General features: G+C 71.9%; 22 protein-coding genes and 1 riboswitch. Of the genes, 6 read left to right on the forward strand and 16 right to left on the reverse strand.

Annotated elements, in window-relative coordinates; all coding sequences use genetic code 11:
* Positions 1-160 precede the first annotated feature (160 nt).
* A riboswitch (FMN riboswitch) is annotated at positions 161-290 on the reverse strand.
* 254 nt (positions 291-544) lie between these two features.
* On the forward strand, positions 545-2,932 hold the full coding sequence (locus tag ACZ4VI_RS09470) for a chitinase C-terminal domain-containing protein (protein WP_467998196.1): 2,388 nt from the start codon (positions 545-547) through the stop codon (positions 2,930-2,932).
* Between the two features lie 125 nt (positions 2,933-3,057).
* Positions 3,058-3,816 (forward strand): SDR family oxidoreductase, encoded by a 759-nt coding sequence (locus ACZ4VI_RS09475; protein WP_467998198.1) that lies wholly within the window; start codon positions 3,058-3,060, stop codon positions 3,814-3,816.
* A gap of 248 nt (positions 3,817-4,064) precedes the next feature.
* Here the strand turns inward: ACZ4VI_RS09475 and ACZ4VI_RS09480 are convergent, their stop codons facing one another.
* Positions 4,065-5,189 (reverse strand): ROK family transcriptional regulator, encoded by a 1,125-nt coding sequence (locus ACZ4VI_RS09480; RefSeq protein ID WP_467998200.1) that lies wholly within the window; start codon positions 5,187-5,189, stop codon positions 4,065-4,067.
* Positions 5,190-5,312: 123 nt separating this feature from the next.
* Here ACZ4VI_RS09480 and ACZ4VI_RS09485 point away from each other — a divergent pair, with 123 nt between their 5' ends.
* Both ACZ4VI_RS09485 and ACZ4VI_RS09490 read left to right on the forward strand, forming a co-directional pair.
* A complete protein-coding gene (locus ACZ4VI_RS09485; RefSeq protein WP_467998202.1) occupies positions 5,313-6,530 on the forward strand; it encodes an MFS transporter in 1,218 nt (405 codons plus the stop codon).
* A gap of 136 nt (positions 6,531-6,666) precedes the next feature.
* Complete coding sequence (locus tag ACZ4VI_RS09490) at positions 6,667-7,362, forward strand: DUF5995 family protein (protein WP_467998203.1); 696 nt, start codon at positions 6,667-6,669, stop codon at positions 7,360-7,362.
* A 3-nt stretch (positions 7,363-7,365) separates the two neighbouring features.
* Here ACZ4VI_RS09490 and ACZ4VI_RS09495 read toward each other — a convergent pair whose 3' ends face one another.
* Positions 7,366-9,060 carry a flavin monoamine oxidase family protein gene (locus ACZ4VI_RS09495; RefSeq protein WP_467998205.1) on the reverse strand — a complete coding sequence of 565 codons (1,695 nt, stop codon included), beginning with the start codon at positions 9,058-9,060 and terminating at the stop codon, positions 7,366-7,368.
* A gap of 55 nt (positions 9,061-9,115) precedes the next feature.
* The gene (locus ACZ4VI_RS09500) at positions 9,116-9,922 is read right to left on the reverse strand and encodes a carbon-nitrogen hydrolase family protein (RefSeq protein ID WP_467998206.1); all 807 of its coding nucleotides are present in this window, start codon (positions 9,920-9,922) and stop codon (positions 9,116-9,118) included.
* A 274-nt stretch (positions 9,923-10,196) separates the two neighbouring features.
* On the opposite strand from ACZ4VI_RS09500, the gene ACZ4VI_RS09505 reads away from it, so the two are divergent.
* Positions 10,197-10,748 (forward strand): Repetin, encoded by a 552-nt coding sequence (locus tag ACZ4VI_RS09505; protein WP_467998208.1) that lies wholly within the window; start codon positions 10,197-10,199, stop codon positions 10,746-10,748.
* 91 nt (positions 10,749-10,839) lie between these two features.
* Here the strand turns inward: ACZ4VI_RS09505 and ACZ4VI_RS09510 are convergent, their stop codons facing one another.
* Positions 10,840-11,295, reverse strand: a complete 456-nt coding sequence (locus tag ACZ4VI_RS09510) for an Lrp/AsnC family transcriptional regulator (protein WP_015032260.1) — start codon at positions 11,293-11,295, stop codon at positions 10,840-10,842.
* A gap of 10 nt (positions 11,296-11,305) precedes the next feature.
* On the reverse strand, positions 11,306-12,787 hold the full coding sequence (locus ACZ4VI_RS09515) for an amino acid permease (RefSeq protein ID WP_467998209.1): 1,482 nt from the start codon (positions 12,785-12,787) through the stop codon (positions 11,306-11,308).
* 355 nt (positions 12,788-13,142) lie between these two features.
* Between ACZ4VI_RS09515 and ACZ4VI_RS09520 the strand changes: the two genes are divergently transcribed.
* Positions 13,143-14,114, forward strand: coding sequence for a GDSL-type esterase/lipase family protein (locus ACZ4VI_RS09520; RefSeq protein WP_467998817.1), 972 nt, complete (start codon positions 13,143-13,145; stop codon positions 14,112-14,114).
* 70 nt (positions 14,115-14,184) lie between these two features.
* On the opposite strand, the gene ACZ4VI_RS09525 is transcribed toward ACZ4VI_RS09520, so the two are convergent.
* The 11 genes from ACZ4VI_RS09525 to ACZ4VI_RS09575 form a co-directional block, all read right to left on the reverse strand.
* On the reverse strand, positions 14,185-15,627 hold the full coding sequence (locus ACZ4VI_RS09525; RefSeq protein WP_467998211.1) for a GuaB1 family IMP dehydrogenase-related protein: 1,443 nt from the start codon (positions 15,625-15,627) through the stop codon (positions 14,185-14,187).
* A gap of 154 nt (positions 15,628-15,781) precedes the next feature.
* Positions 15,782-16,534, reverse strand: a complete 753-nt coding sequence (locus ACZ4VI_RS09530) for a FadR/GntR family transcriptional regulator (RefSeq protein ID WP_467998213.1) — start codon at positions 16,532-16,534, stop codon at positions 15,782-15,784.
* Between the two features lie 10 nt (positions 16,535-16,544).
* Positions 16,545-17,591 (reverse strand): D-erythronate dehydrogenase, encoded by a 1,047-nt coding sequence (gene denD, locus ACZ4VI_RS09535; protein ID WP_467998215.1) that lies wholly within the window; start codon positions 17,589-17,591, stop codon positions 16,545-16,547.
* Positions 17,588-18,406, reverse strand: coding sequence for a 2-oxo-tetronate isomerase (gene otnI / locus ACZ4VI_RS09540; RefSeq protein WP_467998217.1), 819 nt, complete (start codon positions 18,404-18,406; stop codon positions 17,588-17,590). The genes denD and otnI overlap by 4 nt, the downstream gene beginning before the upstream one ends.
* 87 nt (positions 18,407-18,493) lie before the next feature.
* The gene (locus tag ACZ4VI_RS09545) at positions 18,494-19,801 is read right to left on the reverse strand and encodes an MFS transporter (RefSeq protein ID WP_467998219.1); all 1,308 of its coding nucleotides are present in this window, start codon (positions 19,799-19,801) and stop codon (positions 18,494-18,496) included.
* Between the two features lie 53 nt (positions 19,802-19,854).
* Positions 19,855-20,532, reverse strand: a complete 678-nt coding sequence (locus ACZ4VI_RS09550; RefSeq protein WP_467998221.1) for a class II aldolase/adducin family protein — start codon at positions 20,530-20,532, stop codon at positions 19,855-19,857.
* Positions 20,529-21,821 (reverse strand): 3-oxo-tetronate kinase, encoded by a 1,293-nt coding sequence (otnK, locus tag ACZ4VI_RS09555; RefSeq protein ID WP_467998223.1) that lies wholly within the window; start codon positions 21,819-21,821, stop codon positions 20,529-20,531. Before otnK ends, ACZ4VI_RS09550 begins: the two co-directional genes overlap by 4 nt.
* A gap of 1 nt (position 21,822) precedes the next feature.
* Positions 21,823-22,746, reverse strand: a complete 924-nt coding sequence (gene ltnD, locus ACZ4VI_RS09560) for an L-threonate dehydrogenase (protein WP_467998225.1) — start codon at positions 22,744-22,746, stop codon at positions 21,823-21,825.
* A 295-nt stretch (positions 22,747-23,041) separates the two neighbouring features.
* Positions 23,042-24,058, reverse strand: a complete 1,017-nt coding sequence (locus ACZ4VI_RS09565; protein ID WP_467998819.1) for a sugar-binding transcriptional regulator — start codon at positions 24,056-24,058, stop codon at positions 23,042-23,044.
* Between the two features lie 179 nt (positions 24,059-24,237).
* Positions 24,238-24,921, reverse strand: coding sequence for a ribulose-phosphate 3-epimerase (gene rpe, locus ACZ4VI_RS09570; protein WP_467998227.1), 684 nt, complete (start codon positions 24,919-24,921; stop codon positions 24,238-24,240).
* Between the two features lie 435 nt (positions 24,922-25,356).
* Entirely contained in the window at positions 25,357-26,778 is a 1,422-nt protein-coding gene (locus ACZ4VI_RS09575) for an RsmB/NOP family class I SAM-dependent RNA methyltransferase (protein ID WP_467998228.1), read from the reverse strand.
* Positions 26,779-26,823 lie beyond the last annotated feature (45 nt).

Here is a 26,823-nt window from a genome sequence, read left to right on the forward strand (position 1 = left end):
CGGGTCCTCCTGCCTCTTCGGGCACGGACTCCGGGGCCTGTCGATGACGACAGGAGCGGGTACGACGCTTCGCACAGGGATGCCGAGGCCGGACACACCGGTCGCCGACGAGGGCGACCAGCGGCGATACGGCCGAAGCTCCCCCTTGAAGGGTCGCCCGCCGCGCACTGCCTCCCATCCGGACTTTCACCGTCGGTCCAGGAATCTCACCTGGTCAACCGGCCGCTGGCTGCGGACGGGTCGCGGACTATACCGCCGGTTCGGAATTACACCGACCCCGGAGTGCGCTGCTGCTGATACAGGGCCAGTGTGCCACGGCCGGTCCTCGGCCATGCGGGCGATGCCCTGTGGGCTGGCTCACAGATTGCCATGAACCCCTCAGGAACTCTTCACTTGGTCCAGACCTATTGACGCACTGGTCTAGTCCTCTTAATCTCCGTGTCACCTCCGAGGTACGGCCCGCCGGTGTGCGCACTCCACGGGCCCAACACGACCCACCCCTTTGTTCGTTGTGTTCTGCCGACCTCCCTTGGAGGAACCGATCGTGTTGTCCCCCACGAAGACGAGGGCCTCCCTGCTCGCGTCCGGCGCGGCCGTCGCCGGGCTGCTGATCAGCTCCCTCGCGGGCGGTGTCTCGCACGCCGCCGACAACGAGAGCTGTCGCCCGGACGGGCTGTTCAAGACCCCGGGCGTCGACGTCCCGTACTGCTCGGTCTACGACACCGAGGGCCGCGAGAAGATGGGCGCGGACCACCAGCGCCGGGTCATCGGCTACTTCACCGGCTGGCGCACCGGCAAGAACGGCGAGCCTGCCTATCTCGCCAACAACATCCCGTGGGACAAGATCACCCACATCAACTACGCCTTCGGACACATCGGTTCCGACAACAGGCTGTCGGTCGGGACGGACGGGCCGGACAACGCGGCCACCGGGATGACCTGGCCCGGTGTCGCGGGCGCGGAGATGGACCCGGCGTACACCTACAAGGGCCACTTCAACCTGCTGAACAAGTTCAAGAAGCAGCATCCGGACGTCAAGACGCTGATCTCGGTCGGCGGCTGGGCGGAGACCGGCGGCTACTTCGACGACAACGGCACCCGGGTGAACTCCGGCGGCTTCTACTCGATGGCCACCAACGCCGACGGGTCGGTCAACCAGGCCGGGATCGACACGTTCGCGGACTCGGCCGTCGCCTTCATCAAGAAGTACGGCTTCAACGGCGTCGACATCGACTACGAGTACCCGACGACGATGAAGGACGCGGGCAACCCGCTGGACTGGCAGCTCTCCAACGCCCGCCGCGCGGGCCTGGTCAAGGCCTACGACGTCCTGATGAAGACGCTGCGCGAGAAGCTCGACCGGGCCGGCGCCGCCGACGGCAGGCACTACCTGCTGACCGTCGCCGCGCCCTCCTCCGGCTACCTGCTGCGCGGCATGGAGACCTTCCAGATGCAGAAGTATCTGGACTACGTCAACATCATGTCCTACGACCTGCACGGGGCCTGGAACGAGTACGTCGGCCCCAACGCCTCGCTCTTCGACGACGGCAAGGACGCCGAGCTGGCCGCCGCAGGCGTCTACGGCTCCTCGCAGTACGGCGGCATCGGCTACCTCAACACCGACTGGGCGTACCACTACTTCCGCGGTTCGATGCCGGCCGGCCGGATCAACATCGGCCTGCCATACTACACCCGCGGCCACAAGAACGTGCAGGGCGGCACCGACGGGCTGTGGGGCAAGGCGTCCGCGACGACCTGCCCGGCGGGCTCGGGCCTGACCAAGTGCGGTGACGGCGCCGTCGGCATCGACAACCTGTGGCACGACAAGGACACCGACGGCGCCGAGTCGCCGGCCGGCTCCAACCCGATGTGGCACGCCAAGAACCTGGAGAAGGGGATCGTCGGCGACTACGTCACGCGGTACGGCTTCCCCGCGAACGCCACGCTGACCGGCACGTACGCCCGCAAGTACGACGCGACGCTGGTCGCCCCGTGGCTGTGGAACGCCGAGAAGAAGGTCTTCCTGTCCACGGAGGACGAGCAGTCGGTGGCCGCCAAGGCCGACTACGTGGTCAGCAAGGGCATCGGCGGCACGATGGTCTGGGAGATGGCCGGTGACTACGCCTGGAACGCCGCCAAGGGCCAGTACGAGATGGGCTCCACGCTCACCTCGCTGATGTACGACAAGTTCAGGTCGGCCAGCCCGTACGGGGCGAAGAAGTCGAACGCCACGCTGCCGACGCAGGCCGTGAACGTGGGCGTGGAGTTCACCGAGTTCAAGCTGGGCGACTCCAACTACCCGATCACGCCCAAGCTGAGGATCACCAACAACACGGCCACCGCGCTTCCGGGCGGCACGGAGTTCCAGTTCGACTACGCGACCGCGGCGCCGGGCAACGCCTCCGACCAGTCCGGCTTCGGTACGAAGGTGATCAGCAGCGACCACACGGGCAGCAACGTGGGCGGGCTGAAAGGCGACTTCCACCGGGTGTCGCTGAAGCTGCCGAGCTGGCAGTCGCTCGCCCCGGGCGCGACGGTGGACCTGGCGTTCAACTACTACCTGCCGGTCTCGACGCCGTCGAACTGGACGGTCACCATCGGCGGCACCACGTACGCGCTCGCCGGTGACCTGGCGCGCGGTACGACGGTGGTGGAGCCGGGCGGCTCGACCCCGACGCCGACGCCGACGCCGACGCCGACGCCGACGCCGACGACCCCCACGCCGACGCCGACCGGCCCGACGCCGACCCCGACTCCCACGCCGACGGGTGGCACCTGCACCGCTCCGGCGTACGTGGCCGGCACGGTCTACACCGGCGGCAGCCTCGTCTCCCACAAGGGCCACACCTGGAAGGCCCAGTGGTGGACCCAGAACGAGGAGCCGGGCACGACCGGCGAGTGGGGCGTCTGGAAGGACCAGGGCGCCTGCTGACGCGCTGACCTCCCTCCGCAGAACGCCCGGCGGCGGAACTCACGGCCCTTGCCGCCGCCGGGTCCTCACCTCCTTCGCCGCGGCCCGCACGTGCGGGCCGCGGCGAAGGCGTTCACGCTGGAGACATGACGACCCTTCTGGTGACCGGAGGCACGGGGACGCTCGGCCACCCCGTCTGCGAGCGGCTGCGCGCGGCCGGACACGAGGTGCGCGTCCTGAGCCGGCACGCCCCGCCCTTCGCGGTCGATCTGCGCCGGGGCGGGCCGCTTCTGGACCGGGCGGTCCGGAACGTGGACGCGATCGTCCACTGCACGAACATCCTGCGGGGCGACGACCAGGCCGTCCGCAACCTCCTCGACGCCGCGCGCCGGGCGGAGGTCCCGCACCTGGTCTACATCTCGATCGTGGGGGTGGACCGGGTCCCGCTGCCCTACTACAAGGCCAAGTACGCGGCGGAGCGGCTGATCCAGCAGTCGGGCATCGACTGGACGCTCCTGCGGACCACGCAGTACCACGACCTGATCCTGCGGCTCCTGGAGGGCCTGGCGAAGCCGCCGGTGATGCTCGTCCCGAAGGACGTACGGGACCAGCCGATGGACGTCACCGAGGCCGCCGCGCGCCTCGCGGAGCTGGCGACGGCCGCCCCGGCGGGCCGGGTGGCGGACATGGGCGGCCCCGAGATCCGGACCTTCGCCGAGCTGGCGGGCGCGTATCTGAAGGCGAGCGGAAAGCGCCGCCGCGTCGTCGAGGTCCCCCTCCCGGGCAAGGCCTACCGCGGCCTGCGCGACGGCGGCCACCTGGCTCCCGAGCAGGCGGTGGGCCGGGTGACGTTCGACGAGTTCCTGACGGCCCGGTTCGGAGCGGGGGCGGAATCGGACGCGTAGGGCTGCTCGGCAGGGGGCCGTCCCGCGACCGGCAGGTGTCGTGGGCGCCCGGGCCGGCGGGGCCGGGCTGCTCGGCGGTCCGGCGCGTGGGCGGCCGGGCGGTTCGGCGGGCCGGCGGCCCGGCGGCCTGGCGGGCAGGCGGCGCGGCGGCCTGGCGGGCAGGCGGGCAGGCGGCCCGGCGGCCAGGCGGGCCGGCGGCCAGGCGGCGCGGCGGTCGCGCAGGCTGGCGGCGCGCAGGCGGGTGGTGGCTACGGGAAGAGCGCGTCCTGGGCCGCGTCGCGGGCGGCCAGCAGGGCGCCGCGGAGGACTGCCGTGTCGCCGAGGGTGGTGGCGCGGACTTCCGTACGGAGCGGGGAGAGCGCGGCGAGTTCGGTCTCGACGCGGGCGGCGAGGGCCGGGCCGCCGAGGTGGCCCGTCTCGCCGCCGAGGACCAGGCAGCCCGGGTCCAGGACCGAGGCCACGGCCGCCGCCCCGACGGCGAGGCGGCGGGCCAGGGTGTCGAGGAAGGGGCCGTGGCCCGAGGCGAGCGCGTCGGCCGGGTCCAGGCCGTGCTCCACGGCGAGGGCCTCCACCGCCGCCGCGCAGGCCAGCTCGTGGAAGCCGCCCTCGCAGCCGTTCGCCGACGGCAGCCCGGAGGTGCCGGGCACCGGCAGGAAGCCGAGTTCGCCCGCCCCGCCCGAGGCCCCTCGGCGCAGCCGGCCGTCCAGGACGACGGCCGCGCCGACGCCCTGGCCCAGCCAGAGCAGTACGAACGTGTCACGGTCGCGGGCCGCGCCGACCCGCTGCTCCGCGACGGCCGCGAGGTTGGTCTCGTTCTCGACGAGCACGGTCGCCGGCAGCCGTTCCTGGAGCGCGGCCATCAGCCGCCGGTGCCACTCGGGCAGCCCCGTCGAGTCCCGCAGCTCCCCCGTGGCCGGGTCGATCAGCCCAGGCGCGCCGACGACGACGCTGTGGAGCCGCTCCGCGCCGGCCGCCTTCGCGGTCCGCTCCAGGAGCGCGACGGCCTGCTCGACGGCGGGTCCGGTCCCGTCCTCCCCGCCGATCGGGGCCGAGGCCTCGGCGAGCGTGGTGCCGAGCAGGTCGGCGACGGTGAGCGAGACGGAGTGCGTGCGGACGTCGAGCGCGGCGAGATGGGCGCGGTCGGCGACGATCCCGTACAGCTTGGCGTTGGGGCCGCGACGCTCCGCGCCGGACTCCCCCACGACCCGGACGAGTCCCGAGCCCTGGAGCCGTTCGACGAGGTCGGCGACGGTGGGGCGGGAGAGTCCGGTCAGCGTCTTCAGCTGAGTCGCCGTCAACGGCCCCTCGTCCTGGAGCAGTCGCAGGGCGAGCCGGTCGTTGATGGCCCGGGCGGTGCTCGGGGATGCGGCCATGCCGGGATCCTCTCAGACGCGTGCCGACGTCAGACGTGTGCCGACGCTCTCGGCCAACCCACCCCACTATTTATCAGGCAGGGTTCCTGATAGTTTACCGCCCACCAGACCGAGGGAGGGCTCATGGCGGGCGAGACCGTCTTCAGTACCGAGCGACTGCGGCGGGCCCGGTTCGCCGTCGCCGCCGTCTTCTGCGTCCACGGCGCCGTCACCGGCAGCTTCGCCACCCGCATCCCGTGGATCCAGGACCACGCGGGCGTGAGCGCGGGCCAGCTCGGCCTCGCCCTCGCGTTCCCCGCCATCGGCGCCTCGCTCGCGATGCCGCTGGCCGGCGCGATCAGCCACCGCTTCGGGGCCCGTACGGCGCTGCGTGCACTGCTCGCACTCTGGACCGTGTCCCTCACGTTGCCGGCCCTCGCCCCGAACATCTACGGGCTGTGCGCGGCGCTCCTCGTCTTCGGCGCCACGGCCGGCATGTCCGACGTGGCGATGAACGCTCTCGGCGTCGAGACCGAGAACCGCCTCGGCAAGTCGATCATGTCGAGCCTGCACGGCATGTGGAGCGCGGGCGCGCTCCTCGGCTCCGCCGCCGGCACCGTCGCCGCCCACCTCGGCGGGGACGCGCGCCTCCACCATCTGATCGCGGCACTGGCCCTGACCGCACTCGGCCTGGTCTTCTGCCAGGGCGTGCTCGATCTGCAGAGCGCCCCCGAGGAGGAGGCGCCGCCGCGCTTCTCGCTGCCGCCGAAGTCGGCTCTGGTCATCGGCGCGATCGGGTTCTGCGGCGTGTTCGCGGAGGGCGCGAGCCTGGACTGGTCGGCGGTCTACCTGCGGGACGAGCTCGGCTCCTCGGCCGGTGTCGCGGCGGCCTCCACCACGGCCTTCGCGCTGACCATGGCCGTCGCCCGGCTGGTCGGCGACCGGGTGGTGGACCGGTTCGGCGCGGTACGGACGGTACGGGTCGGCGGCGTCGCGGCGACCGTCGGCGGCCTGCTCGTGGTCCTCGCCCCGCACGCCGTCGTGGCGATGGCCGGTTTCGGACTCATCGGCCTCGGGGTGGCCGTCGTCGTACCGCTGGCCTTCGCCGCGGCCGGGCGCAGCGGCCCGAACCCGAGCCAGGCCATCGCGGGCGTCGCCACCATCACGTACACCTCGGGGCTCATCGCCCCCTCGGCGATCGGCGGCATCGCCGACGCGACCTCGCTCATGTTCTCCTTCGGCCTGGTCACGCTGCTCGCCTTCGGCCTGGTGATCGGAGCGGGGGTGCTCCGCCCCGGGTCCCGGGCGACGGCTCCGGCCGCGAGCGGAAGCCGTGCGACCAGCTCGGGGCCGGTGGCGTAGACACCAGCAGGAGCGGCAGGAGACGCGTGCAGCACGGAGCAGGAGCCCGCCACCAAGTCGCAGATGGTTCGCCCGTTCTGGGGAAGCCCGGCCGGGGGAGTTCCCTCCCGGGCCCGGCTGCTGGGACGCTGCCCCCATGGCGCAGACCACGCAGATCGGGCAGTTCACCGCGGTCGACCCGGTGGTCGAGCGGATGCGTACCATCCGCTCGGCCTGGCATCCGGCCGACGGTGTCGCCGTCTTCAACAGGGTCTATCTGACCGTGACCGAGGAGATCGGCCACGCCATCGACGCCGGCACCTTCGCCGACCGCCGAGCCGCCGCGACCCTCGACGTCCGGTTCGCCGAGCGCTATCTCGCGGTCGTCGACGCCGTCGCCACCGGCTGCCCCGCCCCGGCCTGCTGGCGGCCGCTGTTCCACTACCGGCGCCACCCCGGCGTACGGCCGTTGCAGTTCGCGCTGGCCGGGATCAACGCGCACATCGGCCACGACCTGGCGCTCGCCGTGGTCGACAGCTGCCGGGCGCTCGACTGCGCGCCGCGGGATCTCGAGGACGAGTTCGACCGGGTCGGCGACATCCTGCTCCTCCTTGAGGAGCGGATCCGCGAGGAACTGATGCCGGGCCCGGACCTCCTGGAGATCGCGGACCCGTTGACGCATCTGCTGGGCTGCTGGAGCCTGGACCGGGCCCGTGACGGGGCCTGGCTCGCGGCCCGCTCGCTCTGGCAGCTTCGTGAACTGCCCGAGCTGGCCGAGGAGTTCACCGAACGCCTCGACCGGTCGGTGGGCCTGGTGGGGCGGATGCTGCTCACCCCGCTCGCCCACCCCTAGGGCTCAGTCCTCCGGGAGCTCCACCGGCGCGATCTCGTCGTACACGTCGCCCGGGCCCGGGTTGGTGGCGTCGGTCGAGCCGCCGAAGTGGTGCATCACGCCCCACACCGCGTTGAGCGCGGTCTGCACGGCGCCCTCGGCCCAGCCGGCCGTCCAGGAGATGTCGTCACCGGCGAGGAAGATGCCCCGCTTGTCCTCGGGCAGCCGGTCCTGCATGAAGTGCGTGAACAGACGGCGCTGGTAGCGGTAGTGGCCCGGCAGGTTCGCCTTGAAGGCGCCCATGAAGTAGGGCTCGTTCTCCCAGGAGACCGTCACCGGGTTGCCGATGATGTGCTTCCGGATGTCGACCTTCGGGTAGATCTCGCCGAGCGACTTCAGCATGACCTCCATCCGCTCGTTCGCGGACAGCGGCAGCCACTTCAGGCTGTCGTCGCACCAGGTGTACGAGAGGCAGATGACGGCCGGCTTGTCCGGGCCGTCATCCAGGAGGTATGTGCCGCGGGTCATCCGGTCGGTCAGCGTCATCGACATGACGTCCCGGCCGGTCTCCTCGTCCTTGTCCAGCCAGAACGGCCGGTCCACCGGCACGAAGAGCTTCGAGCTCTCCATGTAGTGGGTGCGCTCGATCGCCGTCCAGTGGTCGATCGGGAAGAGCGAGTCGTCGCAGGCGATCTTGGAGAGCAGCATCCAGGACTGGGCGGTGAAGATCGCCGCCTGGTACGTACGGATGTCGCCGGAGGCGTCGGTGACAGTGATCCGGTTGCCGGCGGTGCGGTTCAGCCGGGTCACGGCGGGCTTCGGGTCACCCTCGTGCAGGGACTTCAGGGAGGTGCCCTGCGCCCAGTGGACGATCTTCTCCGGCTCGCGCTCCCACAGGCGCAGCGGCAGCTGCTGCGAGCCGCCCACGATGCCGCGGTGGTGGTCGTCGGCCTCGGTGTAGACGACCCGGAGGATCTCCAGGATGGAGTTGGGGAAGTCGGTGTCCCAGCCGCCGGTGCCGAAGCCGACCTGGCCGAAGATCTCGCGGTGCCGGAAGGACTTGAACGCTTCCGACTCGCACAGGAAGCCGTAGAAGGTCTGGTTGTCGAGCTTCTCGACCAGCTTCGACCAGATCTCGCGGATGCGCGGGACGTCGCGCTCACGCATGGCCTGGTTCATGTCGGAGAAGTCGGCGCCCTCGTCCAGGCAGGCGTTCCACGCGTTCATCACGTCGCGGTAGACCTGCGGGAGGTCGTCGACGGTCTGCGCGTAGTGCGACTCGCCCTTGAGGTCGACGACGGTCGACGGGGTGGACTCGGCGAGCGGGTTGGGGAACGGCTGCGTCTCCAGGCCCACCAGGTCGATGTAGTGCTGGAACGCGGTGGAGGAGGGCGGGAAGCGCATCGCGCCCATCTCCGCCGTCAGCCCCTCGGTGCCGGTGCCCTCGAAGCCGACGGTGCGCAGCCGGCCGCCGATCTGGTCGGCCTCGTAGACGACGGGCTTGAGGCCCATCTTCATCAGCTCGTACGCGGCGATGATGCCGGAGAGCCCGCCGCCGATGACGGCGACCTCGGTGCCGTGCTCGGTCGCGGGTATCTGGCCGAGCCCGGCCGGGTGGGCCAGGAAGTCGTCGTACGCGTACGGGAAGTCCGGACCGAACATGGTGATCGGCGGCTGCGCGTCGGTGTGCTGGACGGCGGTGGGCACCGTGGACGTCATGGGGTACGGACTCCTTGCACGGAAAGAACGGGGAGGTTCGGGGAGAGGGGGCGGCTCAGACGAGGGAGCCGTAGAGGCCGGGGCGCCGGTCGCGGAGGTACGGGTTGTCCTTGCGCGAGGCCGCGAGGTGGGCGGGGTCGACGTCGCCGAGGACGAGGTCCTCGCCGCGGCCGGCCCGCGCCCGGGCGGTGCCGTCGGGGCCGGCGAGCGTGGAGAGGCCGACGAACTCGAAGTCGCCCTCGGGCCCGGTCCGGTTGGCGTACGCGATGTAGAGCTGGTTCTCGAAGGCGCGCACGGGGACGACGGCCTCGGCGACGACCTCTGCGGGGTGCATGAGCGCGGTCGGTACGAGGAGGAGGTCCGTACCGGCCAGGGCCTGCGCCCGCACGTTCTCGGGGAACTCGACGTCGTAGCAGATCATCAGGCCGACCGTGAGGCCGCCGAGCTCCGCCTGGACGACGGCGTCCTCGCCGGGCGTGAACCAGTGGTGCTCGAAGTCGCCGTAGAGGTGGGTCTTGCGGTAGCCCGCGAGCGTGGCGCCGTCGGCGCCGATGAGCTGGGCGGAGTTGTACAGGACCCCGTGCCGCTCGGTGTCCCGCTCCGGGTAGCCGTAGCCGATGGCCAGGCCGTGGCGGACGGCGAGGGCCGCGACCGCGCGGGCGGAGGGGCCGTCGGCCGGTTCGGCCAGGCGCGCCATGTCGGCGCCGATCGCGTACCCGGTGAGGAAGAGCTCGGGGGCGAGCAGCAGCCCGGCGCCGGCGGCGGCCGCGCGGGCGGCGGCCTCGTCGAGGACCTTGAGATTGCCGGCCACGTCGCCGAGCTCGCCGGAGCTCTGGAGCAGGGCGGTGCGCAGCGCGGGCATGGGCCATCCTCGGGGGGTCGGACTACAAGGGGAAGACGTAAAAAACGGTACGGTTTCGCGCTCGGCCGGGACAAGACGGGAGCGTTGCGGACCGACCGTCGAACCGTTGCGCGCTCCGAGGCCATGGCGGCGATTCGTTGCATACGGCTCCTACCGGGGTCGTACGGCTCCCCCGCCGCCCGGCGGAGAACGGGACCGTCCCGTGGTCCGACGTCCCGGGGCTGCCCGGACGGAAGAGTGGTGGTCGTCCGGTTGACCTGCCGAAAGGACCGCCATGAACCGCCGTACGAAGATCGTCTCGCTGGCCGCCGCCCTGCTGATCACGGCCGGGGCCGCGGGCTCGGCCGTCGCCTCGGGGGACGGTGAGGGCGGCAGCCGCGAGGCGGCGGCGCTGACCGGCAGCGCGAAGCTCTACCGGCCGGCCGGGGACGACATCACGTTCAGCTTCGACGCCCACCTGGCGAGGGACGTGCCACCGTGGGAGGCGACAGGCACCTTCCGCTTCAGCCACTACAAGGGCGAGTTCGCGGCAGCGGCCGAAGTGAAGGTCGACTGCCTGGTCACGGGCGGCAAGGTCGCCGTGGTGACGGGCGTGATCACGCGCGGGGAGGGGCTGCTCGCCCCGGCGGTCGGCGAGCGCGTCGGCATCTCCGTGCACGACACGGGCAAGGGCCGGGACCGCCTGGGCTACAGCTGGCTGGCCTCCAACAACCCGCTGGAGGACGAGGTGCCGAAGTGCACCAGCGCCGCCCCGTTCGAGCGGACGAAGGAGGGCACCGGCGATCTCACGGTGCTGCCGTGGCAGTTCGCATACCCCACCGAGTAGTCCACAGACCGCCCCACGGGGGTGGGCGGTCGAAGGGCGGTGCGGGAACCACGGCCCGCACCGCCCTTCTGAGTCCTGCCGCCCGCCAGGGCTATGCCGGCGAGCCGGAGGAGAAGCGCCGCAGCAGCGGCGAGAGCACCAGGACGGACTTGGTGCGCTCCACGAACGGCTCGCCCGCGATGCGCTCCAGGACGCGCTCGAAGTGGCGCATGTCGGAGGCGAAGACCTGCACGACGGCGTCCGCGTCGCCGGTGACGGTCGACGCGGACACCACCTCGGGGTACCGCTCCAGGCCTCGCCGGATGTCGTCCGGCGAGGTGTTGTGGCGACAGTAGATCTCGACGAACCCCTCGGTCTCCCAGCCGAGCGCCGCCGGGTCCACCCGTACGGTGAAGCCGGTGATGGCGCCCTCGGCCCGCAGCCGGTCCACGCGCCGCTTGACGGCGGGCGCGGACAGGCCGACGAGCGAGCCGATGTCGGCGTACGAGCGGCGGGCGTCCTCCGCGAGGGCGTGGACGATGCGTTCGTCGAGGTCGTTGAGTCGCACTACGGGTGGATCACTTCTCTGCGTCGGTGGCCACGGCGTCGGTGGCCAGGCGGGAGCGGCGCATGCCGTACAGGAAGTAGAACACGAGGCCCGCGGCCATCCAGCAACCGAAGACCACCCAGGTGACCGAGTCCAGGCTGAACATGTTGTACACGCAGAACAGGAAGCCGAGGATCGGGAAGGTCCAGCCGAGCGGCACGCGGAAGGTGCGGTCCAGCGTCGGGCGGGTGCTGCGCAGCACGATCACCGCGATGTTGACCAGGGCGAAGGCGAACAGGGTGCCGATGCTGGTGGCGTCGACGAGCTTGCCCAGCGGGATGACGGAGGCGAGGGCGCCGCAGAACAGCGACACGATGACGGTGTTCACGCGCGGGGTGCCGGTCTTGCCGCTGACCCTGCCGAAGACCTTGGGCACGAGGCCGTCGCGGGACATCGCGAAGAGCACACGGGTCTGGCCGTAGAGGACGGTCAGCACGACGCTGGCGATCGAGATGACGGCACCGGCGGCGAGCAGGGTGCCCCAGAAGGCCTGGCCGCTGACGTCGTTCATGATCGCGGCGAGAGAGGCCTCGGAGCCCTCGAAGTCCTTCCAGTTCCACGCGCCGACGGCGACGGCCGCGACCAGGACGTAGAGGACGGTGACGATGAGGAGCGACAGCATGATCGCGCGGGGCAGGTCGCGCTTCGGGTCCTTCGCCTCCTCACCGGCGGTGGAGGCGGCGTCGAAGCCGATGTACGAGAAGAAGAGGCTCGCCCCGGCGGCGCTGACGCCGGCCATGCCGAGCGGCATGAAGTCGGCGTAGTTGCCGGACTTGAAGCCCATGAAGCCGATGGCGCAGAAGAGCACGAGCGCGGCGATCTTCACGAACACCATGATGGTGTTGACGAGGGCGGACTCGCGGGCGCCGCCGAGCAGGAAGACCATCGCGAGCAGGACGACGATCAGACCCGGCAGGTTGATGATGCCGCCCTCGCCGGGCGCCGAGGAGAGCACGTCGGGGATGGTGACGCCGATCGTGCCGTCGAGCAGCTCGTTGAGGTACTCGCCCCAGCCGACCGCCACGGCGGCGACGGACACGCCGTACTCCAGGACCAGGCACCAGCCGCAGACCCAGGCGACGAGTTCACCCATCGTTGCGTACGCATACGAGTACGAGGATCCGGCGACCGGTATCGAGCCCGCCAGCTCGGCGTACGAGAGGGCGGAGAAGAGAGCCGTGAGACCGGCGATGACGAAGGCGACCGTGACCGCCGGGCCGGCCTTCGGAACAGCGTCGCCGAGGACGACGAAGATGCCCGTGCCGAGCGTGGCGCCGATGCTGATCATGGTCAGCTGCCACATCGAGAGCGTGCGGCGGAGCGCGCCGCCCTCGCCCTGGCCACCCTCTGCGACCAGGTGTTCTACCGGCTTACGCCGGGTCAGGGCGGAGAGCCCGGAGGACTTGGGGACGGTCGGCTCGGTGGCCGGCGGGGCTGCGCCTTGATCCAGCACTGAGGGGGCTCCTTGATCGCTGCCTGTCGGAATGCTTCGGAACACGACGACCGCGGCGGAGCGCGAGCACAGCAATTGAAGCCCGCGAGGATGGGGGACCGCCGAGCAGGCGGTCGCCGCCACTCCTGGTACGAGGCATGAGCCTAAGCCTTCACGCTTCGCGTCCGTAATGCAGGGTTGTTGCGCACCTGCGGAAGATCATTGCGCACTTGCCGTGCAGACGGGGAAACATTGCGCTCCGCCGCATGAATCGGCACATCGGGGTGTGAAGCACCTCCGGCGCGCGCATGGACTTCTCATGCCGGATGACTCACTCTGCGAGCCCTCTGCGTTCCCTCGACAGGTGGAGGTATCGGTGGGCTGGCTCGACCCGGGACCCTTTCTGCGCGGTACGGCGTGGCTCGACGGGGGACGCGCGGTGCGCGCCGATCCGGCCGATCTGGACCGGCTCCCCTGGGACACCGTCGAGCGGTCCGCCCTGCCCATCGGGGTGAGGGTGGAGTTCACGGCCACGCCGGGCGCGCGGGCGGTCGGGCTGCGCTATCGGACGGCCGTGCCGGGATCCCTGCCGCACTGCTTCGCGCTCTGGCGGGGCGGGCGGTGCGTGGGCGAGAGCTTCACGGCCCCGGCGGAGGAGGCGACGGTCGAGCTCGAACTCCCGCCCGACGGGGGGACGTTCACAGTCCACCTGCCGGAGAGCCAGGCGCCTGTGGTGCTCGGGCTGCGAGCGCGGGGCGGCTCCCTCTCCCCCGCCCCTCGGCGCCCGCGCTGGCTGGTGCACGGCGATTCGATCACCGAAGGCTGGTGGTCGACGCGGCCGGCCCACTCCTGGCCGGCGACGGCAGGCCGGACGCTCGGCCTGGACACCGTCAACCTCGGCTTCGCGGGCGGGGCGCGCGGCGAACTTCCCCTCGCCGAGCAGCTCGCAAGCCTCCCCGGCGAGCTCGTCACTCTCGCCTTCGGCACCAACTGCTGGTCCAGGGCGCCCTGTTCGGCCGGCTGGCTGTACGAGACGGTGCGGGCCTACGTGGGCCTGGTGCGGCGGGGTCATCCGGACGCCCCGCTGCTGATCCTCTCCCCCGTGCTGCGCCCTGAGGCCGAGACCGCCCCCAACGCTCTGGGGGCCACGCTGAAGGACCTGCGCGCGGCCATGGAGCATGCGGGACACGACCTGGCGGCGGAGGGCGACGGGCGGCTTCTGGTGCTCTCGGGCCTCCCCCTGCTCGGCCCCGAGGACCTGGCGGACGGGCTGCACCCCGACGACCGGGGCCACGCCCGGATGGCGGCGGCGGTCGCGGAGGCGCTGCGCCCGTACGTACGCCGGTGAGGACGGCCCGAGTACGGCGAAGGCCCCCGCGAGTCGCCTCGCGGGGGCCTTGGTGGGACAGTGCGCCGGACTAGCTCCAGCTGGCGTGCAGCGGCTTGCCCTCGGCGTAACCGGCGGCGCTCTGGATGCCGACCACGGCCTTCTCCTGGAACTCGGCCAGCGAGGCCGCGCCCGCGTAGGTGCAGGAGGAGCGGACGCCCGCGATGATCGAGTCGATCAGGTCCTCGACGCCCGGGCGGGCCGGGTCGAGGAACATGCGGGAGGTCGAGATGCCCTCCTCGAAGAGACCCTTGCGGGCCCGGTCGTACGCGGACTCCTCGCTCGTGCGGTTCCTGACCGCGCGGGCCGAGGCCATGCCGAAGGACTCCTTGTACGCACGGCCCTGGGCGTCGTGCTGGAGGTCGCCCGGGGACTCGTACGTACCGGCGAACCACGAGCCGATCATGACGTTGGACGCGCCCGCGGCGAGCGCCATGGCGACGTCGCGCGGGTGACGGACACCGCCGTCGGCCCAGACGTGCTTGCCGTACTTCTTCGCCTCGGCGGCGCACTCCAGGACGGCGGAGAACTGCGGGCGGCCGACACCGGTCATCATGCGCGTGGTGCACATGGCGCCGGGGCCCACGCCGACCTTGATGATGTCCGCGCCCGCCTCGACGAGGTCGCGCACACCCTCGGCGGCGACGATGTTGCCGGCGACGATCGGGACCTGCGGGTCGAGGGCGCGCACGGCCTTGATCGCGGCGATCATCGACTCCTGGTGACCGTGCGCCGTGTCGATCACGAGCGTGTCCACGCCCGCGTCGAGGAGCTGCTTGGCCTTGCCCACGAAGTCGCCGTTGATGCCGACCGCGGCCGCGATGCGCAGCTTGCCGTCGGCGTCGGTGGCGGGGGTGTACAGGGTCGCGCGGAGCGCACCCTTGCGGGTCAGGATGCCGACCAGGCGGCCGTCCTTGTCCACGGCCGGCGCGTAGCGGCGGTTGGCGTGGTCGAGCGTGTTGAACGCGTCGCGCGGGTCGATGTCGGCGTCGAGGAGCAGCAGGTCCCTCGACATGACCTCGGAGAGCTGGGTGAAGCGGTCCACGCCGGACAGGTCCGCGTCGGTGACGACACCGATCGGACGGCGGTCCTCGTCGACGACGACACCGGCGTCGTGCGCCCGCTTGGGCAGCAGCGAGAGCGCGTCGGCGACGGTCTGGTGCTCCTCCAGGACGATGGGCGTGTCGAGGACGTGGTGGCGGCTCTTCACCCACGAGATGACGTCGGTGACGACCTCGATCGGAATGTCCTGAGGGATGACGACGAGGCCACCGCGGCGGGCGACCGTCTCGGCCATACGGCGGCCGGCGATCGCGGTCATGTTGGCGACGACCAGCGGGATCGTCGTACCGGAACCGTCCGGCGAGGCGAGGTCCACGGCCTGGCGGGAACCCACGGCCGAGCGGCTCGGCACCATGAAGACATCGTCGTACGTCAGGTCGTAGGGCGGCTTGACGTCATTGAGGAAACGCACGTGCTGACATCCCAGTCGTTCGGATCGGCCCCTAGGCATTTCAGCCAGGGGAAAAAGCACGTAGTTCATTGTCCCACGGCGATACGAATACCAGTCCCAGGCGATTCATCCGAGGCTTGCGGGACCACTCTTGTGGGATCACACGAAGACAGCCTCAGGAGGGGCTATCGAGCGCCACGTCGACGTCCTCGGTCTCCGTCCAGAAGCTGTCGTCCGCGTCCTGGAGCCGCGCGGCCGCGTGCCTCATGTGAAGGAGCGCCGCGTCCCGGGCCGCTTCGGCGTCGCCGGACTCGACGGCGGCCAGGATCGCGTGGTGCTCCTGGCGGACGTCCTCGATGAAGTCGTCGCGGCGCGCCTCGTTGGCGCGCGTGACCCGGATGCCGCTGCGCAGCACCTCGCCGAGGTACCGCACCGTGGAGACCATCACCGCGTTGCCGGTCGACTCGGCGATGGACTGGTGGAAGGAGAGGTCCTCGTCCACGCCGTCGCCGCCGGCCCCGACCGCCGTGTCGATCGCGGCCAGGGCCTCTCGCATCCGGGTGATGTCGGCGGGCGTGGCGCGGGCCGCCGCGAGCGCCGCCGCCTCGCCCTCCATGGCACGGCGCACCTCGACGATCTGGAGCACCTTGGTCTTGGTGGCGGCGGCCTCGGACTCCAGGTCGAGCGGCCGGGTGCGGCGCGGCAGCACGAACACGCCGAGGCCCTGGCGCGGTTCGACGAGCCCGGCGTTGCGCAGCCTGGAGACGGCCTCGCGCACGACCGTGCGACTGACGCCGAGCTGCTTGACCAGCTCGACCTCGGTCGGCAGTTTGCCGCCCTCGGCGATGCGTCCGGACTCGATCTCTTCCGCGAGCACCGCCGCCACTCGGTCCGCGAGCCGGACCGGACCGCTCACCTTGGAAAACATGGTCATCAGTCTATCGGCGCGGAGCCCCGCCCCGCGGCTGAGCGGGTACGCCGGCCGCGATCGCGTCGGCGTGGTCGGCGACGTAGTCCCGGATCACCGACGCGAAGTCGGGGTCGGGCTCGAGGCCGAGCGCCGCGGCGCGCGCGTTGTCGAAGGCGGCGGGCCACGAGCCCACGATGTTCTCGATCGCGGGATCGGGGGCGATCGTCACCAGGTCGGCGACGGCGTCGCCGGCCACCCGGCGCAGCGTGGCCAGCATGTCGGCGACCGTGACGGTGAGCGCCGGGAGGTTGACCGGCAGGAAGCCGTCGAGCCGCCCCGGGCCCGTACCGCGCTCGGCCTGCGCGACGCGGAGGATGCCCTCCACCGTGCGGCGCGGCGAGGCCAGGGCGACCCGCAGCTCGGGGCCGACCGGGCAGATCGCCGGAACTCCCGCGAGCGGCTCGCGGACGATGCCGGACAGGAAGCCGGAGGCGGCCGCGTTCGGCTTGCCCGGCCGGACGGACACGGTCATCAGCCGGGTGACGCGGCCGTCGACGTAGCCCCGGCGGGTGTACTCCGCGACCAGCTGCTCGCACACGAACTTCTGGACCCCGTAGCTGGACCGCGGGGTGGGCAGGGTCGCTTCCGAGACCACCGCCGGCAGCGGCAGCGCCGGATCGGAGCCGTAGACGGCGACGCTGCTGGAGAACACCAGCACGGCCGTCGGCCCGCCTGCCGCCGACTGGGCGCGGGCGGCTTCGAGCAGGGCGCGGGTCGTGTCGACGTTGGCGCCCATGCCGAGGTCGAAGTCGGCCTCGCACTCGGACGAGACGGCGGAGGCGAGATGGACGATCACGTCGACCGGCTTCGCGAACAGCTCGTCGAGGCTGTCGGTGAGGTCGCCCCGCACGACGTCGACGAGGGGGTCGGCCGCCTCCGGCGAGGCGTCGGGCACGAACCGGTCGGCGAGCACGAGCCGCTCGATGGGCGTACCGCGGAAGGTCCGCGTGTCGAGCAGAGCGCGGGCGACCTGCCGGCCGAGGAAGCCGAAGCCACCCGTGATGACGATCCTCATGCGTTGTCTCCTCGGTGGTCGTTTCCGCGGTACTCGTTCAGCCAGCCGAGACCCTCGCTCGTGCCGGCGCGGGGGCGGTACTCGCAGCCGATCCACCCCTCGAAGCCCGACTCGTCGATGACGCCGAACAGATGGCGGATGTCGAGCTCGCCCCGATCGGGTTCGTGGCGGTCGGGGACGCCGGCGATCTGGAGGTGGCCGACCCGGCCGGTGGGCAGGTCGCGGCGCAGGGTGGTGGTCAGGTCGCCCTCGACGATCTGGCAGTGGTACAGGTCGAGTTGGACCTTGAGGTTGGGGGCGCCCACCTCCCGTACCACGGCATGGGCCTCGGCCTGCCGGCTGAGGAAGTAGCCGGGCATGTCACGGCCGTTGATCGGTTCGATCAGGATGTCGACGCCCGACGCGGCGGCCCGTTCGGCGGCCGCGGCGAGGTTGGCGACGTAGGTGTGGTGGTGCTCGGCGAGCTCGGCCGGGGTCGCGTCGGGCCGTACGAGTCCGGCCATGACGTGCACGCGCGGGCAGTCGAGCGCCGCCGCGTACTCCAGCGCCCGGTCGATCCCGGCGAGCGTCTCCTTCTCGCGCCCGGGCAGCGCGGCGGTCCCGCGCTCGCCCGCGTCCCAGTCACCGGGGGGCGCGTTGAAGAGCACCTGCCGCAGACCGTTGTCGTCGAGGCGGCGGCGCAGTTCGCCCGCGTCGTACGCGTACGGGAAGAGGTACTCGACGGCCTCGAAGCCGTCCGCCGAGGCCGCGGCGAAGCGGTCGGGGAAGTCGTGCTCGGTGTACATCATGGACAGGTTCGCGGCGAACCTCGGCATGGTGACTCCTGGGGGTCCTGTGGGGGGCCGGATCCGATCCCGGAGGGGGTGGGACCGGATCCGGCCGGTGGGACGGGCGCGGGCCCGTCAGCGGTTGACGACCTGCTTGTTCGTGGTCAGCACCGCGACGGCGCCGACGACGAGGCTGAGCGCCAGGACGTACATGGGGATCGACGTGGAGCCGGTGGCGTCCTTGAGCGCGCCGATCATGTACGGGCTGACGAAGCCGGCGAGGTTGCCCACCGAGTTGATCACGGCGAGACCTGCCGCGGCGGCGGTGCCGCCGAGGAACGCGGTGGGAAGCGACCAGAAGAGCGGCGCGCAGGTGAGCACACCGGCCGCGGCGAAGGAGAGCGCGACCAGGGACAGGACGGTGGACCCGGACCAGCTCGCGGCGAGCGAGAACCCGACGGCGCCCATGAGGCTCGGGATCACCAGGTGCCAGCGGCGCTCGCGGCGCTTGTCCGCCGAGCGGCCGAAGAGGTTCATCGCGACGAGGGCGGCGAGGAACGGTACGGCGCTGAGGACGCCGATCGCGAGGTTGCCCTTGATGCCGGTCGACTGGACGAAGGTGGGCATCCAGAAGGTCAGCGCGTACTGGCCCATCACGAAGCAGAAGTAGATGAGGCACATGAGCCACACCTTGGGCTCGCGGAAGGCGTCCAGGACCCGGCCGTGCACCGGCTTGTGGGCGGAATCCTCGGCGATCGCCCGCTCGACGATCTGCTTCTCCTCCTCGCTGAGCCACTTCGCGTCGCGCACGCCGTTGTCGAGGTAGAACAGGCAGGCCACGCCGATGACGAGCGCGGGGACGGCCTCCAGGAGGAACATCCACTGCCAGCCCTGCCAGCCGTTGACGCCCTGGAACCGGTCCATGATCCAGCCGGACAGCGGGTTGCCGAAGATGCCGGCGACCGGGATGGCCGACATGAACAGGGCGATGACGCGGGCGCGGCGGTGGGAGGGGAACCAGTACGTGCAGTAGAGGATCACGCCCGGGTAGAAGCCCGCCTCGGCGGCGCCGAGCAGGAAGCGGAGCACGTAGAACGTCGTCTCGTTCGAGACGAACATGAACCCGGCCGAGACCACGCCCCAGGTGATCATGATGCGGGCGATCCAGGTACGGGCGCCGATGCGCTGCAGCATCAGGTTCGAGGGGACCTCGAAGAGGAAGTAGCCGATGAAGAACAGGCCGGCGCCGAGGCCGTACGCGGCCTCGCTGAACCCGAGGTCCTCGGACATCTGCAGCTTCGCGAAGCCGACGTTGACGCGGTCCAGGTAGGAGAAGACGTAGCAGAGGATGAGGAAGGGGACGATGCGGCGCACGACCTTGCGGAAGACGGCGTTCTCGCGGGCGAGGTCGGGGGCCTCTGCCGTCGTCGCGGATATGGACATACGGAATCCTTCGTAAGCGGCTCAGGGGATTCTCTGACGGGGTGGGGCGCTGGTCACCACGCTGCTCGGAACGTGGACTTCAGTTCGTCGATCGCGTGACCGGGCAGTGGCTCAGGGCGACGGTCGGTCAGGAGCCAGAGGCGTGCCGTCTCCTCGAGTTCTTCGAGGACGGCGAGGGCGGTGGCCGCGTCCGGACCCCAGACGACGGGGCCAAGACGGTCGAGCAGTACGGCCCTGATGGGGGTTCCGTGCTCGGCGCGGTCGGCGATGGCGGCGGCCACCAGGTCGGCCACGCGCGGGTCGCCGGGCCGGTGGTAGGGGATGAGCGGGACGTGCCCGACCTTCATCACGTAGTACGGAGTGAGGGGCGGGAGCACGTCGTCCGGGCTCCACACGCCGGCCAGGGTGAGGCCGACGAGGTGCGTGGAGTGGGTGTGGAGGACGAAGCGGGCCGTGGGGTCGGCCGCGTAGATGCGCCGGTGCAGGGTGAGGGTCTTGCTGGCGCGGTCGCCCGCGATCTGCTCCCCGTCGGCGCCGACCAGCGCGAGCCGGTCGGGGTCGAGGAAGCCGAGGGCGGCGTCGGTGGGGGTGATGAGATGGCCGTCGCCGACACGGGCACTGATGTTGCCGGCGCTGGCGTGCACGTAACCACGGGCGAAGAGGCTCGTGCCGACGCGGACGATCTCGGCGCGCGCCGCGTCGACGGCGTCGTCGGTCGGAAGCCCGGTCACGCGGCGTCCTCCCCGTCCAGGAGGGCGAAGGCGTCGGTGAAGAAGCCGGGGCCGCCGAAGTTGCCGGACTTGAGGGTGATGTGGAGCGTGTCCCCGGAGGGGAGGGCGGCGGCGCACCACGGCACACCGGGGTCGATCTGCGGGCCGATGCGCAGCCCGGTGAGGCCGAGGGCCTGGACGACGGCACCGGAAGTCTCGCCGCCGGCCACGACGAGCCGCCGGACACCGCGCTCCACGAGGCCCTGGGCGACCCGGGCCAGGGTCCGCTCCACGAGCTCCCCCGCCTCGGCGGCGCCGAGCCGGCCCTGGACGGTCCGGACGGTGTCGGGTGTCTCGGTGGAGTAGACGAGGACCGGCCCGTCGGCCAGGTGCGCCTCTGCGAAGGCCAGCGCCTGCCCGACGACGTCCTCGTCGGCCGCGATGCGCAGCGGGTCCACGCTGAACGCGGGACGGCCGCTCTTCAGGAACTCCAGGACCTGGCCGTTGGTGGCCTCGGAGACCGATCCGGAGACGACGGCCCGGTGCCCGCTCGACGGCGGGAGCTGTGCGGCGGCGGGCGACGGCCGGAAGCCCCAGTTCGCGGGCAGGCCGATCGCGAGGCCGGACCCGGCGGTCACCAGCGGCAGGTCCTTCACCGCCGCGCCCAGGCGTACCAGGTCGTCGTTGGAGACGGCGTCGACGATCGCCGTGGCGGCGCCGTTCGCGCGCAGCTCGCCGATGCGGGCCCGGATCGCCTCGGCGTCGTCGGCGACGACCGTGTGGTCGATCAGGCCGACCGGCCGGGTGGTCTGCGCGCCGAGCACGGAGACGAGGTCGGAGTCGGTCATCGGGGTGAGCGGGTGGTTCCGCATCCCGCTCGCGCTGAGCAGGACGTCCCCGACGAAGAGGTGGCCCTTGAAGACGGTGCGCCCGTTGTCGGGGAAGGCTGGGGTGGCGACGGTGAAGTCGGTGCCGAGCGCGTCCATCAGGGCCTCGGTGACCGGCCCGATGTTGCCGGCCGGCGTCGAGTCGAAGGTGGAGCAGTACTTGAAGTAGATCTGCTCGGCGCCGGCGGCGCGCAGCCAGGCGAGCGCCCGCAGCGAGGCGTCGACGGCCTCGGCGGCCGGGACCGTCCGCGACTTGAGGGCGATGACGACGGCATCGGCGTCCACGCCGCGAGCGGTTCCGGCGGGCGGTACGTCGATCAGCTGGACGACGCGCATGCCCGCGCGCACCAGGTTGTTGGCCAGGTCCGTGGCGCCGGTGAAGTCGTCGGCGATGCAGCCGAGCCGGATGGTTCGGACGGTCATGTCAGCCCTCCGCCTTCGGCAGGTCGACGCCCGGGAAGATCTTGATGACGGCGCTGTCGTCCTCGCGGCCGAAGCCGGCCGCCGACGCCTGCAGGAACATCTGGTGCGCCGTGGCGGCGAGCGGGAGCGGGAACCGCTCCGGGCGGGCGGCGTCGAGGACGAGCCCGAGGTCCTTGACGAAGATGTCGACCGCGGACAGCGGCGTGTAGTCGCCGGCCAGGACGTGCGCCATGCGGTTCTCGAACATCCACGAGTTGCCCGCGCTGTGCGTGATGACCTCGTAGAGCGCCTCGGCCGGGACGCCCGCCTTGATGCCGAGGGCCATCGCCTCGGCCGCGGCGGCGATGTGCACGCCGGCGAGGAGCTGGTTCACGATCTTGACCTTCGAGCCGAGTCCGGCGCGGTCGCCCAGGCGGTAGACCGTGCTGCTCATGGCCTCCAGGAAGGGGTCGGCGAGCTCGTACGCCGCGGCGGATCCTGAGGTCATCATGGTCAGCTCGCCGGTGGCGGCGCGGGCGGCGCCGCCGGAGATCGGGGCGTCCAGGTAGAGCACCCCCTGCTCGGCGAGGCGTCCCTCGAGCTCCTCGGACCAGCCGGGGTCGACGGTGGAGCACATCACGAACACGGCGCCCGGGCGCAGCCGGTCGGCGGCCCCGTCGGTGCCGAACAGCACCGACTCGACCTGCGCCGCGTTGACCACCACGCCGACGAGGACGTCCACGGCGGCCGCCAGCTCACCGGTGGTCGCGTAGGCCGTTCCGCCGTCCCGGGCGAAGCCCTCGGCCACCTCCGGCCGCAGGTCGTGGACCGCCACGTCGTGGCCCGCCGCCCGCAGGCTGCGGGCCATCCCCAGGCCCATGGCCCCGAGTCCCACCACGCCGACGCGCGGACGTGCCGCCCTGTCCGTGCTGCCCTGGTCGCTCATGCTCTACCTCGTCTCGCTGTGCCTCCGGGGCGCAAACCCGATGGCGTGATCGGGTCATATGATGACCTGAGGACGTGGACGAGTCCACTGTGATACCCGTCACATCATGCGAAGTTCGCCCAGCGGCAACAGAAAAGCGGCGGTACGCCTGCTAGAGGCATACCGCCGCCGAAGTACGGGGCGTCCCGGGTCGAGCGGGGTCGCGGTCGGACGGTCAGATGTGGTCGGACGGTCAGACGGCGAGACGTGGTCAGACGGTCAGACGTGGTCGGACGGTCAGACGTGGTCGGACGGTTCAGATGCCGTCCGGGTCCTTGCGCTCGAGCGCCGGCCGCGGGCCCGGTGCCGACTCGGTGAGGAGGTAGTCCGCCGCCGCCCGGTCGGTCACGAGGCTGGTGACGAGCCCGGAGCGGAGCACCGCGCCGATCGCCGCCGCCTTGCGCTGGCCGCCCGCGATCGCGACCACCTCGGGGATCCGGCGCAGCCGGTCCGCCTCGACCGTGATGCAGCGCTCGCCCAGGTCGCGGCCCACCCGGCGCCCCTCGGCGTCGAAGAGGTGCGCGGACATCTCGGCGGCGACGCCGAGGGAGGCGTAGTGCGCGCGCTCCTCGTCCGTGAGCATGTCGTGCACGGTCGAGATGCCCGGCTCCCAGGAGCCGATGGACACACAGGCGACGGTGACCTTGTCGAAGTACTCGAAGGCGCGCGCGATGCCCGTCTGGTTGCGCAGCGCGGCCGCCGTGGCGGGGTCGGGCAGGAGCATCGGCGCGTAGATGGGGTGCGCCTCACCGCCGGAGACCTGGGCGGCACGCCGTACCGCCTCGACCGAGCCGCGCTCGGCGGTCCCGGCGTCGTACACGCCGGTGAGCTGGACGACCGTGCACGGGGGCAGCCGGTCGAGGGCGGCCGCCATGTGGATGGTCGAGCGGCCCCAGGCCAGGCCCAGGACATCGCCCTCGTTGACCAGCTCGCCGAGCAGGTCGGCCGCGACCTCGCCGAGGTTCTCCGGGTCCGGCGACTCGTCCTCGCCCTCCGCCGGGGACTCGACGACGACGGCGTGGCGGAGCCCGTAGCGGGCGCGGAGCGCGTCCGAGCGCTCGGCGTCCAGCTCGGCCGGGACGCGGATCTCGATCCGTACGAGGTCGCGTTCGAGCGCGGTCTCCAGGACCCGGGCCACCTTGAAGCGGCTCACGCCGAACTCCTCGGCGATCTGGATCTTGGACTTGCCCTCGAGGTAGAAGCGACGCGCCATGGCCGCCGCCTGCACCAGCTCCGCGGGTCCCATCCGCAGGGCTGACCGTCCCGCCGAGATTCCCGCCACCGCGATCTCCTTAGCTCTGTTCACGTACCGCTGCTCATGTGCCGCTGACGTCGTACTGCTGTCGTGCTGCTGTCGTTCACACTCTGGACTCGCTGTTCATCCTGTCAGATCCAGCGGGTCCTGAACGGTCCTGTCGGCGCTCCGACCGACCGCGTTCATCTACTGGAGGTTCAGTGGCCACACGCCCACGCCGCCGTGGCGGTCGCGGACTCGGCCTTGGCGCGGAGGGAGCGGACGGCCTCGGCCGGATCCTGGGCGCCGTAGACCGCCGACCCGGCGACGAAGACGTCGGCGCCGGCCTCGGCGCACCGCTCGATGGTGGATTCGGCCACCCCGCCGTCGACCTGCAGCCACAGCTCCAGACCGTGCTTGGAGATGAGTTCACGGGTGCGGCGGATCTTGGGGAGCATGATGTCGAGGAAGGCCTGCCCGCCGAAGCCCGGCTCGACGGTCATGATCAGCAGCATGTCGAGCTCGGGGAGCAGGTCCTCGTACGGCTCGATGGGCGTCGCAGGCTTCAGCGCCATCGAGGCGCGCGCCCCCTTCGCCCGGATCTCGCGCGCCAGCCGCACGGGGGCAGCGGCCGCCTCGACGTGGAAGGTGACGGACCCGGCGCCGGCCTCCACGTACTGCGGGGCCCAGCGGTCGGGGTCCTCGATCATGAGGTGGCAGTCCAGCGGGGTGTCCGTGGCCCGGGCGAGCGACTCGACGATGGGCACGCCGAGGGTCAGGTTGGGCACGAAGTGGTTGTCCATCACATCGACATGCAGCCAGTCGGCGCCGTCGACGGCCTTCGCCTCCTCGGCGAGGCGGGCGAAGTCTGCGGACAGGATGCTGGGGTTGATCTGCGCCATGAGCCAAGCCTGCCATGTTCTTGGGCACTTCTTTGCCGCGGTCCGGTTTCGGACCGGGATCCGCACGGGTTCGGTACCGATTCGGACCGGATTCGGCCCCGGCCCGGGGTGGTCGCGCGGAGCCGCGGGGTGCCTCCGGCCTGGGGCTCGGCGGCCGGATCGCGCCGGAGCCCGGCCGGACGGCCGGACCCCCGATCCGCTGTCCACATGCCGGACGGTCGGCGGGAGCTCGCCGCGCTGTGGCTCCGGAGGTACGGGGCAGGCTCCGGCTCAGGCTTACGGCGCAGGCTCTGGTTCCCGCCCCGGCTCGGGCCTTACGGCGCAGGCTCTGGTTCCCGCCCCGGCTCGGGCGGTACGGCGCAGGCTCCGGCACCGGCTCCGGCTCCGGCGGTACGGCTCCGGCTCCGGCTCATGACGTGCGGCGCGCGCTCCGACTCAGGACGTGCGGCGCAGGAGGGCCAGGTACATCGCGTCCGTGCCGTGCAGGTGTGGCCACAGCTGGACGTCCGGGCCCTCGCCGAGCGCGGGGACGCCGGGCATCAGCGGGCGGACGTCGATCCACTCCGCCTCGACCGCCGGGCCGCCGCGGCCCTTGAGGACGTCCTCGACGACGATGCGGGTCTCGGCCAGGTGCGGCGAGCAGGTCGCGTACCCGACGACGCCCCCGACGCGGACCGCCGACAGCGCCTCGCGCAGCAGTCCGCGCTGGAGCGGGGCGAAGCCGTCCATGTCTTCGGGGCGGCGGCGCCAGCGGGCCTCGGGGCGGCGGCGCAGCGCGCCGAGGCCCGAGCAGGGCACGTCCATGAGGACCCGGTCGAAGGAGCCGGGCCGCCACGGCGGGCGGGTGCCGTCGGCGGCGATGACCTGGTACGGGCCGGGGTTGCCGGCCAGCGCGCGCTCGACCAGGCGGGCGCGGTGGGGCTGCTTCTCGGAGGCGAGGAGGGCGGCTCCGCGCTCCGCGGCCAGGGCGCCGAGCAGGGCCGCCTTGCCGCCGGGGCCGGCGCAGCCGTCGAGCCAACGCTCGTCGCGGCCCTCCAGGGGCGCGTTGGCGAGCGCGATGGCGACCAGTTGACTGCCCTCGTCCTGGACGCCGGCCCGCCCATCCTTCACGGCCTCGATGGCCCCGGGTTCGCCGCCCTCAGCCATCCGTACCGCGTACGGCGACCAGCGGCCGGGCAGCGTGTCCTCGCCGGTGAGTTCGTCGGTGGTGGCGCGCCCCGGCCAGGCGACGAGCGTGACCTCGGGCCGCTCGTTGTCGGCCTCCAGGAGATCCTCGATCCCGGCCCGGCCGCCGCCGAGGGCGTCCCAGAGCGCCGAGACGACCCAGCGGGGGTGCGAGTGGACGACCGCGAGATGGTCCTCGGCGTCGTCCTCATAGGGCGGGGCGACCTGCTCCACCCACGTGTCGAGGTCGTGCTGCGAGATCTTCCGCAGCACGGCGTTCACGAACTTGGCCCGCCCGTCCCCGAGCACGACCCGCGCCAGCTCGACGCTGGCGGAGACGGCCGCGTGCGTCGGGATGCGCGTGCCGAGGAGCTGGTGCGCGCCGAGCGAGAGCACGTCGAGGACCGGCGGGTCGACCTCGCGCAGCGGCCGGTCGATGCAGGCCGAGACGATGGCGTCGTACGTCCCCTGCCGCCGCAGCGTCCCGTACACGAGCTCGGTCGCGAGCGCCGCGTCGCGGCTGTCGAAGTCGCCCTTCTCCCGGGCCTTCTTGAGCAGCGGCGGCAGCACGAGGTTCGCGTACGCGTCCCGCTCGTCGACCGCCCTGAGCGCCTCGAAGGCGAGGATCCGGACGGGATCCTTCTTGGGGCGCCGGTAGGGCTTGGGGGGACGGCGATGTGCCTGCTCGCTCAAAGGTGCTCCGCGTGAGGAATGAACTGGTGGAGAGAGGTCGAACCC

This window comes from Streptomyces sp. NPDC029169 (genome assembly GCF_055563935.1).

Excerpts from the sequence above, each read along its gene's own strand:
- ACZ4VI_RS09475 (WP_467998198.1), top strand. The coding sequence starts at position 3,058 with ATGACGACCCTTCTGGTGACCGGAGGCACGGGGACGCTCGGCCACCCC.
- ACZ4VI_RS09480 (WP_467998200.1), bottom strand. The coding sequence starts at position 5,189 with ATGGCCGCATCCCCGAGCACCGCCCGGGCCATCAACGACCGGCTCGCC.
- ACZ4VI_RS09485 (WP_467998202.1), top strand. The coding sequence starts at position 5,313 with ATGGCGGGCGAGACCGTCTTCAGTACCGAGCGACTGCGGCGGGCCCGG.
- ACZ4VI_RS09490 (WP_467998203.1), top strand. The coding sequence starts at position 6,667 with ATGGCGCAGACCACGCAGATCGGGCAGTTCACCGCGGTCGACCCGGTG.
- ACZ4VI_RS09495 (WP_467998205.1), bottom strand. The coding sequence starts at position 9,060 with ATGACGTCCACGGTGCCCACCGCCGTCCAGCACACCGACGCGCAGCCG.
- ACZ4VI_RS09500 (WP_467998206.1), bottom strand. The coding sequence starts at position 9,922 with ATGCCCGCGCTGCGCACCGCCCTGCTCCAGAGCTCCGGCGAGCTCGGC.
- ACZ4VI_RS09505 (WP_467998208.1), top strand. The coding sequence starts at position 10,197 with ATGAACCGCCGTACGAAGATCGTCTCGCTGGCCGCCGCCCTGCTGATC.
- ACZ4VI_RS09530 (WP_467998213.1), bottom strand. The coding sequence starts at position 16,534 with ATGTTTTCCAAGGTGAGCGGTCCGGTCCGGCTCGCGGACCGAGTGGCG.
- denD (WP_467998215.1), bottom strand. The coding sequence starts at position 17,591 with ATGAGGATCGTCATCACGGGTGGCTTCGGCTTCCTCGGCCGGCAGGTC.
- otnI (WP_467998217.1), bottom strand. The coding sequence starts at position 18,406 with ATGCCGAGGTTCGCCGCGAACCTGTCCATGATGTACACCGAGCACGAC.
- ACZ4VI_RS09545 (WP_467998219.1), bottom strand. The coding sequence starts at position 19,801 with ATGTCCATATCCGCGACGACGGCAGAGGCCCCCGACCTCGCCCGCGAG.
- otnK (WP_467998223.1), bottom strand. The coding sequence starts at position 21,821 with ATGACCGTCCGAACCATCCGGCTCGGCTGCATCGCCGACGACTTCACC.
- ltnD (WP_467998225.1), bottom strand. The coding sequence starts at position 22,746 with ATGAGCGACCAGGGCAGCACGGACAGGGCGGCACGTCCGCGCGTCGGC.
- rpe (WP_467998227.1), bottom strand. The coding sequence starts at position 24,921 with ATGGCGCAGATCAACCCCAGCATCCTGTCCGCAGACTTCGCCCGCCTC.